Genomic DNA, 15,611 nt, shown 5'->3' on the forward strand with positions numbered 1-15,611 from the left:
GGCCACGAGCGCAGCGGGCACGTTGCGACTATGCTCATTGCCACTGCAGGCAATGTATTGGTTTCAATGATCGGCCGCCAAGGGAAGGAGTCTGTATGTGTTGGTTCTACATGTCCGGTTCTATTGTTGGAATGACCGAATGAGCAATCTGGCAACGGGTGTCCATCGGCGCATTTTGATCCCTGGGCGACCCATCCTCAGTTCGTGAGCATTTGCTTGAGGCTTTTGGTCTGGCCGCTAGAGGCCGCCCGACTACGAGCTCATGTTGAATGCCTGCTCCAATTTCACAGGGCCGATGATCTCCAATCTGCAGGCCGACTTCTCCAAACCAGATCAAGCAGTCGATCCAGGTTGTCGACAGGTGCAGGTGGATGACTTTTGGTAAATCCCAAGGACGATGGAGAACAACATGAACACCAAACCCATCCACAACATCTTGTGGCGCTTCGCTGGCTGCGTGACCGGGCTGGCGATGGTTGCCGCCAATCCAGTCCAAGCTGCCGACGGCGGCATCGCCGGCGCCCCTACCGCAAGCCATAGCATTGCTTTCAGCAATTCCTACGCGGGCAGCGATTTCCGCAAGGTGATGGTGCGCAACTGGCAGGAGATTGCAGTCCAGGCGCAGAAGGATGGCCTCATCCGCGAGGCTCCGGTGGTCAGCGCGAACAACTCGGCGTCGGAACAAGCAGCCCATATCCAGGACATGGTCGTCAAGGGTGTGAACGCCATCGTCATCCTGGCCGCGTCCGACACGGCCCTCAACGGGGTCATCCGCGACGCCTGCAACGCCGGCATCGTGGTGGTGGTCATGGCCAGCCTCGTCACCGAAAGCTGCGTCTATACCGTGGATTACAACTGGTCCGCCATGGGCCGCGTGGAAATGGATTACATCGCCGAGCGCCTCAAGGGGAACGGAACGCTGCTGGAGATCCGCGGCATTGCCGGCGATGCCACCGATAAAAACATCAGCGACGGCATTCGCAAGGCCGCCAGCGACTATCCGGGCCTGAAGTTCGCCAAGACCGTCTACGGCAACTGGACCGCTTCCGTCGCACGCAAGGAGGTGGCGCTGGCGCTGCCGTCGCTGCCCAGCATCGACGCCGTCGCGACTCAAGGGGGCGACGGTTATGGCGCGGCCATGGCGTTCAAGGCAGCAGGACGCCCTTTGCCGATCATCGTGATGGGAAATCGCCAGGACGAACTGGCCCTGTGGAAACAGGAGCGCGATGCCAATGGCTACGAGACCGTCTCGGTCTCCGCCTCCCCAAGCGTCTCCCAGGTGGGGTTCTGGGTGGCCCAGCAGATTCTGGCGGGCAAGCAGGTGCCGAAGTTCGTCGAAGTGCCGCTGGTGCGTATCGATGGGAAAGACCTGGACGCCTGGCTCGCCACCATGCCGGTGGGCGGCGCCGCCAATCCTTCCTATGACCAGGCTTCCGTGGTGGCGATGATCGACGCGGCCATCAACCATACGGCGGCGCCGACGCCGTTGCCGGAGGTGACGAAGCCGTAGTGGCGGACGGGGGGCGAGGCGCCATGTCGACATTCAAACCCGCCACTGACAGGCCCATTGCCGTCAGGATTGGCCTGGCGGTCGCCGCGCTGGTGTTCCTGATGCTGGCGGTGTCGCTGGTGAACCTCTACGGCCTGCGCGGCATGGTACGTGCGGTGGATTCCGCCAGCCATTCCGCGGAAATTCTGGCCTCGGTCAACGGGGCTACCGGACGGGTGGAAAACTTCATTGCCACCCGCGACCAAGAAAGCCTGTCCCAGGCCGAAGGCATGGTGGCGACGGCAATCGCCGGCCTCTCCGCCATTGCGGTGGCGGAGGCGCAATCGCTCAAGGGCAGTCTGGAAAGGCTCGCGACGGCGATCGCCGCCTTGCGGGCGGCGAGCCTGGCCATGGATGGCGAAACGGAGAACATGACAGCCCACTACGGCCGGATGCGAGAGGCGACGATCCTCGTCGAACAGGGCATCGCCAATGGGTTGAAGGGACTTGAGTCCCGCACCGCTGAGCACGAGGCGCGGGTGAGCGACATCGAAAGCGCCCATCGCATCCTGGATATCCTGCGCAACGGCGAACGGATCATCACTGCCAATGTGGCCAGGATGCTGGTGACCGGTGACGGGGCGACCGCCACTGCGGCGCGCAACGCCAGCGCGGCACTCCGCCCCGTGGTCGAGCAATTGCGCGAGCTGATGGGGGCACCGCAGGAGAGGGAGGCCCTGGACCAGCTGGCCGCGGCGCTCGACGCTGCCAGCTTAGCGGTCGAGCATCTTGGCGAGTCGCCCAGGCTCCGGGGAGGCGAGGCCTTGCGGTATCTCGCTGCCGTCGGGGATACGGTTGAGCGCCTCGAGGCCATGTTGGGGGAAGTGGAAGGGCACGTTGTCCATGACGCCAGCGACATTCAGGCAGCAACCGGTTTGCTGCAAAATGCCGCCGCGTTGTCCAAGCGTTTCGCCGAGCGTGTTGCCACCCTGGAGGCGCAGACCTTGTCGTTTCGCCTGTCACCGTCGGCCGAGGTCGCCGGCTCTGTCGGCCACATCCTGGACGAACTCTCCCGACTCTCTCGGGTTCTCCCTGCGTCCGTGGGGCTGCGGGCCAAGGCTATGCCCCTGACGGTCAGCGATCAGATCGCCGGCTACCGGGCGGCATTCGTCAGGTTCCGTCAAGCGAGCGACGCCTTGAGCGACGCGCGCGACCAGGTTCGCAACGAGGCCCGGAGCGCCGGCCTGTTGGTGGCGCGCTTCGCCGGTCAAGCGCGCTCCGACGCCTTGGTCCACAATGATCGCGGCATGCTTGCGACGATCGTTGCTGGGACCGTCGCCATCCTGCTGGCTGGCGCCATCGCCTGGAGCACATCGCGATTTGTCGCGCAGCCCATCGTGGCCCTGGCCTCGGTCATGCGCCGGCTTGCGGCTGGCGACCTGAACGCCGAGATCGCCAGCGCCGGACGCGGCGACGAGATTGGAATCATGACCCGCGCCGTACGGGTGTTCCAGGAGAATGCCCTGCGCATTCGGGTATTGGAGGCCGAGGCCGACGCCGAACGACAGCAAGTCCAGGCGTCTTTGGAAAGAATGGTCGCCGAACGGACCGACACGCTGCACCACCAGACCGAGGTGCTGGAGGCGCAGGCCATCGAACTCATTCAGGCGCGCAACCAGGCCGAGACGGCTAACCAGGCAAAGAGCGATTTCGTAGCCACGGTCAGCCACGAACTGCGCACCCCCTTGACCCTCATTCTCGCCCCCTTGGAACAACTCTCGGCGGCGACCACCCCGCCAGCGGACTGGCATGTGCAAATCGACCGCGCCCAACGCAACGCGTTGCGCTTGATGAACCGGGTGAACGACATCCTCGATTTCTCCAAGGCCGAAGCGGGCAAGTTCGAGTTGTGCCCAACGCCCATTGATTTGAACAAGGTGGTGGGTGTGCTGGCCGAGGACGCCGCCATGGTGGCCGAGGGCAAAGGCTGCACCTTGACCTGCAGCATCGATCCCGCGCTCGGCACGGTGTTCCTGGACCCCCAGCACTTCGAGAAGATTCTTCTCAACCTGGTGAGCAATGCCATCAAGTTCACACCGGCTGGCGGCACCGTGCACCTGGCCGTCACGCCGCTCGATGGCGAGCGATTTGAACTCGCGGTGCAGGACTCGGGGATTGGCATCGCGCCTGACAAACTGCCGCTGCTGTTCCAGCGTTTTTCCCAGATCGACAATTCCGCCACGCGTCACTACAGCGGCACAGGCATCGGTCTCGCCCTGGTCAAGGATCTGGTCGAATTGATGGGGGGTGAAGTCGGTGTCAACAGCGAGCCCGGACGGGGTTCGTGCTTTTTTGTTCGACTGCCGCTGGGGACCGAGCCAAACACCGTACCCACCGAAGCCGGCACGATGCACGAGCGATCGTCATCGAGCACGACAAGTACAGCCGAGCAGCGTCACCTGCGTTTCGATGACGGTCGCCTTGGCAGTCGCAACGACCGGGCTTCGATCCAAGACGCAGACGACGAGCAGCCCCCGGGACATGCCTCGCGATCCAGAGTGCTGGTGGTCGACGACAGCCCGGAAATGCTGGGCTATCTCAGCGAGCTTTTGCGAGCCGATTATATTGTCGCCACCGCGACTGATGGAGAGCAGGCCTGGGCGCTGCTGCAGCTTCGACCCATCGATGTCGTGGTTTCGGATGTGATGATGCCGAAGCTCGACGGTTTTGGCCTGACCGCCAGGATCAAAGCCAGCGCCGGTTTTGCTCATTTACCCGTGATCCTGGTGACCGCCCGCGGCGGTAGCGAGGCCTGCGTCTCCGGGCTGGAGAGTGGTGCCGATGACTACATCGCCAAACCCTTTTCGCCGCTGGAACTCAAGGCTCGCGTACGCGCGGCGCTGCGCATGAGCCAGGTGCAAACCGAACTGCACGCAAAATCCCGCCAAGCGGGCATGGCCGAAATCGCTACGACAGTGCTGCACAACGTCGGCAACGTCCTCAACAGCGTGAACGTATCGGCAGAATTGGTCAGCAGCCAGATGCGCACCTCCAAGGCCCAGGGGCTGGGCAAGGTGGCTCAACTGATGAACGAACACGTCGATGACCTGAGCGATTTTCTCACCAACGACCACAAGGGAAAGATGCTGCCCGACTACCTGCTCAAGCTGGCGGGGGTGGTGGCGGCGGAGCAACAGAGCATCATCGAAGAACTCGGGCAACTCACCAAAGGCATTGACCACATCAAAACCATTGTCGCTGCCCAGCAGTCCTATGCCGTTGCCGTCAGTATTGTCGAGACCGTGCCGGTCGCCGAGTTGATCGACGATGCCTTGCGCATGAGTGCTGGATTGCTGGCGCGCCAGGAGGTGACGATGGTCAAGGACATTGCCGACTTGCCCCTGCTGCCGTTGGACCGGCACCGGGTTCTACTGATTCTGGTGAACTTGATTGGCAATGCCAAGCAGGCGTTGGACGGTGTGATCGATCGCAGCCCATGCGTCACGTTCAGCACGTCCCTCGTTGACGGGGCCGTATTGCGCATCACGGTGGCTGATAACGGCAATGGGATTGCCCCTGAGCACCTGAAACGTATTTTTTCCCACGGTTTCACGACGCGCAAAGACGGTCACGGTTTTGGCCTGCACAGCTGTGCGCTGGCCGCGCAGGAAATGGGGGGCAGCTTGTCCGTGCACAGCGACGGGGTTGGACAGGGCGCAACCTTTACCCTTGATATTCCTCTTGGTGCTTCGCTGAGTAAGCGATGAATACCGAACCGATGCCGGCTCGGCCTGATTGAGCCTCAAAGGGGAATGTGGGTGGTCGACAAGACCTGGCGCAACCCCATGAACGAGCGAATCTGGCGAACCCCGGGCAGGTAAAGCAGTTGCTCCGCGTGGAGCCGGTTGAAGCTGTTGCTGTCTTTGGTTCGTATCAACATGAAGTAGTCGAATTCCCCCGTCACCACATGGCACTCCATGCAGCCGGACACTTTTTGTGCGGCCGCCTCGAAGGCTGCGAAGGATTCCGGTGTGGAGCGGTCCAGCACCACGCCGATCAAGACCACCATCCCCGCATCCAGCGCTTCATTGTCCAGCAGTGCGACGATGTCCTTGATCAGGCCGACCTGCTTGAGTCGTTCGACACGCCTGAGGCAAGCCGGGGCACTCAGTTTCACCTTCTCTGCCAGCGCCACGTTGGAGATGGAAGCATCTCGTTGCAGGACCTTGAGAATCGCGCGGTCGGTTCGATCCAGTGGCTGCGGCACCGGGGCCGTAGTGGCCGACTTCTTGTGAGTGTTTGTTGCTTTCATGTCGAATTCCACGCATTAAAAATATGTTTTATGTGCTTTCATGGAAATTATGTTTTTCCAAGTGGTAGAAACTTGCAACACATATTTTTCGAATTCTTCTTAATATTGAACTCATCGAAGCCCCTCCTGAAAGAGCCTGGAATGTGGCCTTTCACTTTCGGTCCGGCGCTTGGATATCCAATATCGAGGAGCAGAGTCATGAACCTGAATCGTTTTAAACGTTATCCGTTGACCTTCGGTCCTTCTCCCATCACGCCCTTGAAGCGTCTCAGTGAACATCTGGGTGGCAAGGTCGAGTTGTATGCCAAACGTGAAGACTGCAACAGTGGCCTGGCCTTCGGCGGGAACAAGACACGCAAGCTCGAATACCTGATTCCCGAAGCGATCGAGCAAGGCTGCGATACCCTGGTCTCCATTGGTGGCATTCAGTCGAACCAGACCCGCCAGGTCGCTGCAGTCGCTGCCCACTTGGGCATGAAGTGCGTGCTGGTGCAGGAAAACTGGGTGAACTATTCCGACGCGGTGTATGACCGGGTGGGCAACATCGAGATGTCGCGCATCATGGGGGCTGACGTACGACTGGACGCAGCAGGTTTCGATATTGGTATCCGGCCAAGTTGGGAAAAGGCCATGAGCGATGTCGTGGAGCAGGGTGGCAAACCGTTTCCGATTCCGGCGGGTTGTTCCGAGCATCCCTATGGCGGCCTCGGGTTCGTCGGCTTTGCCGAGGAAGTGCGGGAGCAGGAAAAACAACTGGGCTTCAAGTTCGACTACATCGTGGTCTGTTCCGTGACTGGCAGTACCCAGGCCGGCATGGTCGTCGGTTTCGCTGCGGACGGCCGTTCGAAGAACGTGATCGGCATTGATGCCTCGGCCAAGCCAGAGAAAACCAAGGCACAGATTCTGCGTATCGCCCGGCATACCGCAGAGCTGGTGGAGTTGGGTCGCGAAATTACTGAAGAGGACGTGGTGCTCGATACGCGGTTTGCCTATCCGGAATACGGTTTGCCTAACGACGGTACGCTGGAAGCCATTCGCCTGTGCGGCAGCCTGGAAGGTGTGCTGACCGATCCGGTGTACGAAGGAAAATCCATGCACGGGATGATTGAAATGGTCCGTCGTGGCGAGTTCCCCGAAGGCTCGAAAGTGCTTTACGCGCACTTGGGCGGGGCGCCTGCGCTGAATGCCTACAGCTTCCTGTTCCGCAACGGCTGATTCGCGGCAATGACCTGTAGGCGGCGCCTGCTCACGAAGCGGTGGGGCAGTTGGCATTCATATTGAATGTCACGGCCTCATCCTCGGATCGCCGCTCGGAGCGAGCGTTGCAACCCAACCGCTGGGAGTACCGCCATGCATGCGATATCGCAATCCGCAGTCTGGATCAAGGAACCTTCGGCGGACGCCGGGGTGGTCATCGTGACCAGCGCCGCATTGCCCAAATACATGATCGACAAGCTGCACGTGACGATAGATGACTGGGACCAGGTGGCTTATCTGGCCGTCAAGCAATCCGAGGCGTTGCTGGTCGACTGGCTGCGGGTCGGCTCCAGCCCGGAGCCGTCCGCCGGGGGCGACGCGTGTTATGCCAGCCAACTGTTGCGCTGCGTCCCCCACGGCAGCTTTTTACTGGAAGTCGGCACGGTGCCTGGCCTGACCTGGCTGGGATCCGTCTGCGGCCACCCGCTGCGCGTCGTCGAACTGGGAACGATCGCCTCATCCACTGCGGCGATGGATCGACAGGTGGAAGAGGTGCTATCGGCGACCCGGAGTCTGGCCAAAAGCGTGCTGCAGGCGCGCGGCGTCATTTAAACCAGTCCTCGTCAATTCGCCTGTTGAAACCAGAAAGGCAACGCTTATGAGCCGAACCGCCGAGGGGCGTATCCACGCAATGAAGTGGATGCGCGAGCCTTCCAGTTGTACGCGTATCGTGGTCATCGTGAGCGGACTCGATAGCGATCATATTGATTTGATCCATCAGGGGTTCAGCTGTTTTGACAATGTTGCGCTGATCCATGTCGATACAGTGAACACCGTGAATGGCAAGCTGGTTGGCGTGCAAATGGCCAAGAGTGACTACTGTTTTGTGGTGCTCGGTGAACTGGATGAGCACGTCTTGCACGACCTTTCCATTGGCCAGCCATGCCTCTACCCGGTCGCACCAGACGAGGCAGCCGAGCGCTCCGTCATTGCCGCGGTAGAGCAAGTCAAAAGCCTCGCCCGAGGAAGCCATTCGCGCCATCTCGAAGCGATACCCGACACCTGCAGGAGTTGCCTATGAACCTGTCCAATCCCCATGCCCAATGGCCGGTCCAGGCTGTTGAGGATGAAGAAATGGCCGAGTGGCGCGAGGCCTTGCTGTCGGTCGCAGCCCACGGTGGCACGGACCGGGCCAAACAGATCCTCGACATGCTGCTGGCCGTGGCAAGCACTTCGGCCATCGGCTGGCGGCCCAGCCATGGCACCCCTTACATCAATACCATCAGCGTTGAGCGGCAACCGGTGTTTCCCGGGGACCTGGCCATCGAAGAGCGTCTGGCATCGATCATGCGCTGGAATGCCCTGGCGATGGTCGCCCGGGCCAATCACGCCTATGGGGAGTTGGGCGGACACATCGCCAGTTATGCCAGCGCGGCGGATCTGTTTGAAGTGGGCTTCAATCACTTCTTCAAGGCGCGCACCCCAACCGGCGGCGGTGATCTGGTGTTCTACCAGCCGCACTCGGCGCCAGGCGTCTATGCCCGGGCGTTCCTCGAGGGACGCCTGGAAGAAAAGGATCTGCAGCACTATCGACAAGAGATCGGCGCGCGCGCCAATGGCGCCCGGGGGTTGTCGAGTTATCCGCATCCCTGGTTGATGCCGGACTTCTGGCAGTTCCCGACGGGCTCCATGGGGATCGGTCCGATCAGCTCGATCTACCAGGCGCGTTTCATGCGTTACCTGGAGCACCGCGGCCTGCAAAAGACCTCGGGGCGAACCGTCTGGGGGGTGTTTGGCGACGGTGAAATGGATGAGCCGGAAAGCATGTCGGCGCTGACCCTGGCGGCGCGCGAAGGGCTGGATAACCTGGTCTGGGTGGTCAACTGCAACCTCCAGCGCCTGGACGGCCCGGTGCGTGGCAACGGTCGCATCATCGATGAGCTCGAGGCGTTGTTCGGCGGCGCGGGCTGGAACGTGATCAAACTGGTGTGGGGTTCCGACTGGGACAGATTGTTTGCCCGGGATAAAGACGGTGCGTTGGTCCGGGCATTGTCGGCCACGGTCGATGGCCAGTTCCAGACGTTCGCGGCCAAGGATGGGCGCTTCAACCGTGAGCATTTCTTCGGCCAGGACGAAGCCCTGGCGGATTTGGCCCACGGCCTGACCGACGAGCAGATCGACCGGCTCAAGCGCGGTGGTCATGACCTGGTGAAAATCTTTGCCGCGTATCAAAGCGCAATGCTCGAGGGCAAGAGACCTACGGTCATCCTGGCCCAGACCAAGAAGGGCTTCGGCATGGGTGACGCCGGGCAGGGCAAGATGACCGTGCACCAGCAGAAGAAGCTCGATAATGAGGCGTTGATCGCGTTCCGCAACCGTTTCAACCTGCCGTTGACCGATGAACAGGCCACCTCCCTGAGCTTCTTCAAACCGAGCGACGACAGCGCGGAAATGCGCTACCTGCATGCACGTCGCCGGGCGTTGGGCGGCTACATGCCGGCGCGACCTTCGGCCAGCGAGTCATTGGCCGTACCTGATGTAGACAGCTATGCCGGGTTCGCCATCGCCGCCCAAGGCAAGGAAATGTCCACCACCATGGCCTTCGTGCGGATGCTCAGCGGTTTGCTCCGGGACAAGCAACTGGGCCCACGCATCGTGCCGATCGTGGCGGATGAAGCGCGTACGTTCGGCATGGCCAGCCTGTTCAAGCAGATCGGCATCTACTCCAGCGTGGGGCAGCGTTATGAGCCGGAGGACATTGGTTCGATCCTCAGTTATCGGGAAGCCCTGGACGGGCAGATTCTCGAAGAGGGCATCAGCGAGGCAGGGGCGATCAGTTCCTGGGTTGCAGCGGCGACCAGCTATTCGGTGCATGGTTTGCCGATGCTGCCGTTCTACATCTATTACTCGATGTTCGGCTTCCAGCGCATCGGCGACCTGATCTGGGCGGCGGCGGATCAACGGGCCCGCGGTTTTCTGCTCGGTGCCACCGCAGGCCGCACGACATTGGGTGGCGAAGGCCTGCAACATCAGGACGGCAACAGTCATCTGATGGCGGCGATGGTCCCCAATTGTCGGGCTTACGATCCGGCATTCGCCGGCGAGTTCGCGGTGATCCTGGATCACGGCATGCGCAAGATGCTGGAGCGCCAGGTCGACGAGTTTTACTACGTCACCCTGATGAACGAGAACTACCCGCAGCCCACCCTTCCTGAAGGCGTCGAACAGGCCATTATCAAGGGCATGTATCTGTTTGCCCGGCATGAAGTCGAGGATGCCCGTGGACGTGTTCAGCTGTTGGGTTCCGGCGCGATCCTGCGCGAAGTGATTGCCGCCGCCGGGTTGCTGGCGAGCGATTGGGGGATCGACAGTCAGGTCTGGAGCGTTACCAGCTTTACCGAGTTGGCCCGGGAGGCACGGGAAGTGGAGCGCTGGAATCGATTGCATCCTGGACAACCTTCGCGCCGCAGCCATGTCCAGGCGTCGCTCAACGACTCGGTACCGATCATTGCGTGCACGGACTACGTGCGCGCCTTGCCGCAATTGATCGCCAGTTATCTCGATGCCCGTTACACGGTACTCGGCACCGATGGATTTGGCCGCAGCGATACCCGCAGCCAACTGCGCAGGTTCTTCGAAGTGGACCGCCACCAGATCGTCCTGAGTGCGCTGACCTCCCTGGTGCATGAGGGGCGTCTGGATGCCAGTGTCTGTGCCGAGGCCATCGAACGTTACGCCATTGACGTTGATGCCGTGGCTCCTTGGGACGCTTGAGGCCGCCGGCTTCATCCTGCTCGCGAAGGCGGTGGTTCAGTCACAGGGATGTTGGGCTTGCTGGCCTCATCGCGAGCAAGCTCGCTCCCACAGGTTTTTGTGGCGTGTGCAGATGCTGTGGGCACCCGCAACCCCCTGTGGGAGCGAGCTTGCTCGCGATAGCGGTGGTCCGGCTACATAGAGGCTGGACGTGTATCCTGCTCGTGTTCTTGCTTTGGACTTTGATCTCGACGCCCCGTTATCTCAACTGCTCTCGCCAACAGCCAGGATGGTCGCTACCAACGCCTGGGCGCGTGGCACCAGCGTGTCCAGTTCCAGGTATTCGCGATCGGTATGGACCTTGCCACCCACCGGCCCGAGGCCACACAGGGTTGGAATGCCCAGGCTGGCGGTGAACCCGGAGTCGGCACAACCGCCGGTGAACTCGCCTTCGACGCTGAAACCCAGTGCCAGGGCTTTTTGTTGGTAGATGTGCAGCAATCGTTCGCTGTGACGGGCTTCCATCGGTAGAAAGGTGGTCGCTTCCTTGAGGATGGCATGGGTGCCGATCAGTTCTTCTTCGGCGACGATGGCCAGGATTGCGGTAAGGATTTGATCCCAGTGCTTGAGTTCGATGAAGCGCACGTCCAGCCGGGCCGAGGCGCTCGGTGCGACGGTGTTGCTGGATGTGCCCCCGGATATCAGGCCCACATTAGTCGTGATGCCTGCCGAGTAATCGGTCAAGGCATGGAGCTTGACGATCTTGCGTGCCAGGGCCTCGATGGCGCTGGCGCCGTCGGCATGGTTGACCCCGGCATGCGCCGCGCGGCCGCTGACTTCGATGATCAGCGTGGCGCCGCCTTTGCGTGCGCTGACCACGTTGCCGCTGGCCCGGCCGGGTTCGGTATTGAGCACGGCGCGGGCGGCACGGGCTGCCTGTTCGATATGGGGCCTGGCGCTGCCGGAGCCGATTTCCTCGTCCCCGGTGTACAGGACCTGCACCGGATAGGGCAACTGGCCGGCGCGCTTGAGTGCCTTGAGGGCGAAGCAATTGAGCACCAGGCCGCCTTTCATGTCGGCGACGCCGGGGCCATGGGCGAGGTCGCCATCGCGGCTGTAGCCGCGCGTCGTGGTGGTGCCTTTGGGGAACACCGTGTCGCGATGGCCCAGCAGCAACACCGGCTTTCCAGGTTCGCCTGGCACTTCGGCGAGCATCACGTCGCCAAAGCCATCGACCGGCATGCGCTTGAGCAGGATGCCGTCGGCTTCCAGTTCCGCCGCGAGCAGCGCCCCCACCGCGTCGACGCCGGCCTTGTCATAGCTGTTGGAGTCGGTGTCGACGATACGCTGCAGCAACGCTTCCATGGCGGGGCGCTGGTCGGCAAGCCAGTCCAGCGCCTGTTGTGGCGTGGCATTCATTGCGCCTGCTCCCGCAACTGATGTTCCTGGGTCAGGCGTGCCGCGTCGTTGCCCAGGTCCCAGAACAACCCGGCCATGATTTGCAGGCTTTCCTTGACCACCGGTGCCAGCAAGTGCTCGTTCGGCGCATGTTGCGAGCAGGCCGGGTACGAGTGCGGCACCCACAAGGTTGGCAGGCCGAGCACGTCGGCGAACACATCGTTGGGCAGCGAGCCACCGAGGTTTGGCAGCAGCGCGGGTTTTTTGCCGGTGGTCTGGGCCAAGGAGCCGAGCGCCCAATTGACCCACGGGCTTTGCGGGTCCAGCCGAGTGGCATGCATCACCTCGACGTGGCTTTGCTTGACCTCGACATTGCTGAAACCATGAGCATCCAGGTGGGCACGCACCGCCGGGATAAAGGTCGTGTAGTCGCTGTTCACCACGAAACGGATATGGCAGTGGGCATTGGCCTTGCCGGGGATCGCATGCACGGGGGCGTCCGGGTTGCCGGTCTTGAAGGCGATGACGTCGAGGGTGTTCCAGCCGAACACCTTTTCGCTCAGGGAGAGCTCGGGGTTACCCCAGTTGGCGTCGATTTCCGGATCGTCCGGTCCGCCACCCACCTCAATATCGGCCAGTGCCTGGCGAACCGGTTCAGGCAGTGTCTCAGGCATCAGGCCCGCCACTTTCACCCGGCCATGCTCATCGACCATGCTCGCGATGGCATTGGCCAGAATGATCCCGGGGTTGGCCAGCAACCCGCCCCAGTTGCCAGAGTGATGGGCGCCTTCGCGCAGATTGACCACCAGCTCGAAGTTGAACACCCCCCGTGAGCCGAGAAAAATCGTCGGTCGCGATGCCGCCAGGCGTGGGCCGTCCGAGGCGATGAAAATATCCGCCGCGAGTTCTTCACTGTGGGCGGCACAGAACGCGTTCAAGCCCGGCGAGCCTTCTTCTTCGCCCATTTCCAGCAGCAGCTTGACGTTGAACCCCAGCTTGCCATCGCGAGCCTTGAGCGTTTGCTCCAGCGCGGTCAGGTTGATCAGGTGCTGGCCTTTGTTATCCGCCGTGCCGCGGCCGTACCAGCGATCGCCCTCGGCAATGACTTGCCACGGCGACAGGCCTTCACGCCATTGGGCTTCATAGCCGCGCACCACGTCACCGTGGCCGTAGCTGAGCACGGTCGGCAGTTCCGGATGCTCGATGCGGGTGGCGATCATGAAAGGACCGCGCTCTGCCACCGGGTTGTCATAGATCTTGACGCTGAAGCCCATCGCCTCGACATGCGGGGTGATGAAGTCATGGAGGTAGCGAAACAACTCGGGCTGGCTGTCCGTTGCCTGGCTTTCGGTGTGCAAGGCGACGCTGCGTTCGAGCAGATTGAAAAATGCGCCGTTGTCAAATTGCGCTGTGGTGTTGCTGATGGCAAGTGAACGACTCATGAGTGGACAAGCTCCAGTGTTTGGGCGGGACTGTCGTGAAGGTGGCAACGCACGTTGCCGCCGATAATCGGATCATTGGCCGGGTAGGCCGTTTTGCAGGGGGCGAAGCAGCTCGGGCAGCGCGGGTGGAAAGCGCAGCCGGACGGTGGTGACATCGGATTGGGAAAGGTGCCGTGCAGGCCGATTTCGGGAATGCCCAGGCGCGGATCGGGCGTGAGCACCGAATCCAGCAAGGCGCGGGTATACGGGTGGCCGGGTTCAGCGAACAACGATTCGCGAGTCCGTTCTTCGACGATGCGCCCCAGGTACATCACCGCGACCCGGTCGGCGAGGTGTTCGATGACCGCCAGGTTGTGGCTGATCAGCAGATAGGTCAGGCCGAATTCGCGCTTGAGGTCTTGCAGCAGGTTGAGAATCTGCGCCTGCACCGACACGTCCAGCGCCGAGGTGGGTTCGTCGCAGATCAACACGTCAGGGCGCATGATCAACGCCCGGGCAATGGCCACCCGTTGCCGCTGGCCGCCGGACAATTGGCTCGGATAGCTGTCGATGACTCGTTTGGGCAGGCCGACCACATCGAGCATCGCTTCGGTCTTCTTGCGTCGCTCGGCGGGGCTGCCGATGTCATGCACGATCAGCGGCAGGGTAATGATTTCCCGCAGTGTCTTGCGTGGGTTCAGCGAGGAATATGGATCCTGGAATATCGGCTGGATGTGCCGGGCCATTTCCTTGCGATCTGTCGCCGCCAGATGTTTGCCATTGACCAGCACATCGCCGCTGGTAGGCGCCAACAGACCGAGCAGTAGCTTTGCCAGGGTACTTTTTCCGCAACCGGACTCACCCACCAGGCCGAGGGTCTCGCCACGCATCAGGCGCAGGGAAACACCATCCACGGCTTTCAGGATGGCGGCGGGTTTGAAAAAGCCCTTGTTGATCCGAAACTCGCGACGGATGTCACACAGCTCCAACGTGATGTCTCTTTTCATGACCTTGCGCGCTCCAGAAGGCGAATCGGTGCCGGAGCCGGTGCGGCGAACAGGCAGCGCGCCATGTGTCCGTCCTGCTCGACTTCGGGGATGTCTTGCGCACAGGGCGCTATCGCCTGAGCGCAACGATTGCGGAACGCGCAACCTTGCTGTTCGCCTACCAGGCTTGGCACCAGGCCTGGAATCGAACCCAGGGCCTCGCCCGGTTTGGTCCGGCCAGGGATTGGAATACTGGCCAGCAGACCACGGGTGTACGGATGCTGCGGGTTCTCGAACAGTTGCAGGGCAGGGGCGGTTTCGACGATTTCCCCGGCATACATCACCGCGACCCGATCGGCGATCCGTGCCACCAGCCCAAGGTCGTGGGTGATGAAAATCACCGCCAGGCCGAGCTCTTTCTGAATGTCGCGGATCAAGCGCAGGATCTGCGCCTGGATGGTCACGTCCAGGGCCGTGGTTGGCTCATCGGCGATGATCAGGTCCGGTTCGCACATCAACGCCATGGCGATGATCACCCGCTGGCGCAAACCGCCAGACAGTTGATGCGGATACTGACGCAAGCGCTCGGTGGCATTGCTGATACCGACTTTCTCCAGCATCCGCCCGGCGCGAACCAGGGCATCCTTGCGCGACACCTTGCGATGCTGGGTCAGCACTTCGCTGAGCTGATCGCCAATGCTGTAGGCCGGGTTCAGCGAGGTCATCGGTTCCTGGAAGATCATCGCCAGACGGTTTCCGCGCAGGTCGCACATGTGCCGTTCGCTCTGGCCGATCATGTCGATTCCGTCCAGTGTCAGCCGGGACGCGGTGCGTTTGGCCTTGCGTGGCAACAGGTCCATCAGCGCCAGCGACGTCAAGGATTTACCGCAGCCCGATTCGCCGACGATGCACAACATTTCACCGCGTTCGACTTCAAAGCTCAGACCGCGCACGGCATGCAGCATGTCATCCGGCGTCGGGCTGTTGCCCATGGGGATGTCCACGCGCAGGTTTTCAACATGGAGTAGTGCCATGTTCGGTACCCTCTATTAGTA

Annotated in this window: 10 protein-coding genes and 3 pseudogenes; 8 read left to right on the forward strand and 5 right to left on the reverse strand. The window is 61.6% G+C overall.

Annotated features, from left to right (window positions below; all coding sequences use genetic code 11):
* Window positions 1-409 precede the first annotated feature (409 nt).
* The 4 genes and pseudogenes from J4E53_RS12480 to J4E53_RS31075 all read left to right on the forward strand — a co-directional run.
* Complete coding sequence (locus tag J4E53_RS12480) at window positions 410-1,510, forward strand: ABC transporter substrate-binding protein (protein WP_103310102.1); 1,101 nt, start codon at window positions 410-412, stop codon at window positions 1,508-1,510.
* Between the two features lie 1,286 nt (window positions 1,511-2,796).
* A pseudogene (locus J4E53_RS31065) lies at window positions 2,797-3,849 on the forward strand (sensor histidine kinase); the annotation flags it as partial.
* Between the two features lie 210 nt (window positions 3,850-4,059).
* Window positions 4,060-4,395, forward strand: a pseudogene (locus tag J4E53_RS31070) (response regulator transcription factor); the annotation flags it as partial.
* 519 nt (window positions 4,396-4,914) lie between these two features.
* Window positions 4,915-5,256, forward strand: a pseudogene (locus J4E53_RS31075) (ATP-binding protein); the annotation flags it as partial.
* Between the two features lie 35 nt (window positions 5,257-5,291).
* On the opposite strand, the gene J4E53_RS12490 reads toward J4E53_RS31075, so the two are convergent.
* A complete protein-coding gene (locus J4E53_RS12490; RefSeq protein WP_060742855.1) occupies window positions 5,292-5,801 on the reverse strand; it encodes an Lrp/AsnC family transcriptional regulator in 510 nt (169 codons plus the stop codon).
* A gap of 198 nt (window positions 5,802-5,999) precedes the next feature.
* Between J4E53_RS12490 and J4E53_RS12495 the strand changes: the two genes are divergently transcribed.
* The 4 genes from J4E53_RS12495 (at window position 6,000) to mdeB (ending at window position 10,772) form a co-directional block, all read left to right on the forward strand.
* Window positions 6,000-7,016 (forward strand): 1-aminocyclopropane-1-carboxylate deaminase, encoded by a 1,017-nt coding sequence (locus J4E53_RS12495; protein ID WP_060742854.1) that lies wholly within the window; start codon window positions 6,000-6,002, stop codon window positions 7,014-7,016.
* 135 nt (window positions 7,017-7,151) lie between these two features.
* Window positions 7,152-7,610 (forward strand): hypothetical protein, encoded by a 459-nt coding sequence (locus tag J4E53_RS12500; RefSeq protein WP_060742853.1) that lies wholly within the window; start codon window positions 7,152-7,154, stop codon window positions 7,608-7,610.
* Between the two features lie 46 nt (window positions 7,611-7,656).
* The gene (locus J4E53_RS12505) at window positions 7,657-8,079 is read left to right on the forward strand and encodes a hypothetical protein (RefSeq protein WP_081015449.1); all 423 of its coding nucleotides are present in this window, start codon (window positions 7,657-7,659) and stop codon (window positions 8,077-8,079) included.
* On the forward strand, window positions 8,076-10,772 hold the full coding sequence (mdeB, locus tag J4E53_RS12510; protein ID WP_103310099.1) for an alpha-ketoglutarate dehydrogenase: 2,697 nt from the start codon (window positions 8,076-8,078) through the stop codon (window positions 10,770-10,772). Before J4E53_RS12505 ends, mdeB begins: the two co-directional genes overlap by 4 nt.
* Window positions 10,773-11,015: 243 nt before the next feature.
* Here the strand turns inward: mdeB and J4E53_RS12515 are convergent, their stop codons facing one another.
* The 4 genes from J4E53_RS12515 to J4E53_RS12530 are packed head-to-tail and all read right to left on the reverse strand — an operon-like array spanning window position 11,016 to window position 15,590.
* Window positions 11,016-12,170 carry a M20 family metallopeptidase gene (locus J4E53_RS12515; RefSeq protein ID WP_103310364.1) on the reverse strand — a complete coding sequence of 385 codons (1,155 nt, stop codon included), beginning with the start codon at window positions 12,168-12,170 and terminating at the stop codon, window positions 11,016-11,018.
* Window positions 12,167-13,591, reverse strand: a complete 1,425-nt coding sequence (locus J4E53_RS12520; RefSeq protein WP_103310366.1) for a M20 family metallopeptidase — start codon at window positions 13,589-13,591, stop codon at window positions 12,167-12,169. The genes J4E53_RS12515 and J4E53_RS12520 overlap by 4 nt, the downstream gene beginning before the upstream one ends.
* Entirely contained in the window at window positions 13,588-14,577 is a 990-nt protein-coding gene (locus tag J4E53_RS12525; protein WP_103310368.1) for an ABC transporter ATP-binding protein, read from the reverse strand. The genes J4E53_RS12520 and J4E53_RS12525 overlap by 4 nt, the downstream gene beginning before the upstream one ends.
* Window positions 14,574-15,590: an ABC transporter ATP-binding protein gene (locus tag J4E53_RS12530; protein WP_103310370.1), complete on the reverse strand. Its 1,017-nt coding sequence runs from the start codon at window positions 15,588-15,590 to the stop codon at window positions 14,574-14,576. Before J4E53_RS12530 ends, J4E53_RS12525 begins: the two co-directional genes overlap by 4 nt.
* Between the last annotated feature and the right edge of the window lie 21 nt (window positions 15,591-15,611).

This window comes from Pseudomonas sp. FW305-28 (assembly GCF_017351395.1).
GTDB classification, from domain to species: domain Bacteria; phylum Pseudomonadota; class Gammaproteobacteria; order Pseudomonadales; family Pseudomonadaceae; genus Aquipseudomonas; species Aquipseudomonas fluorescens_AA.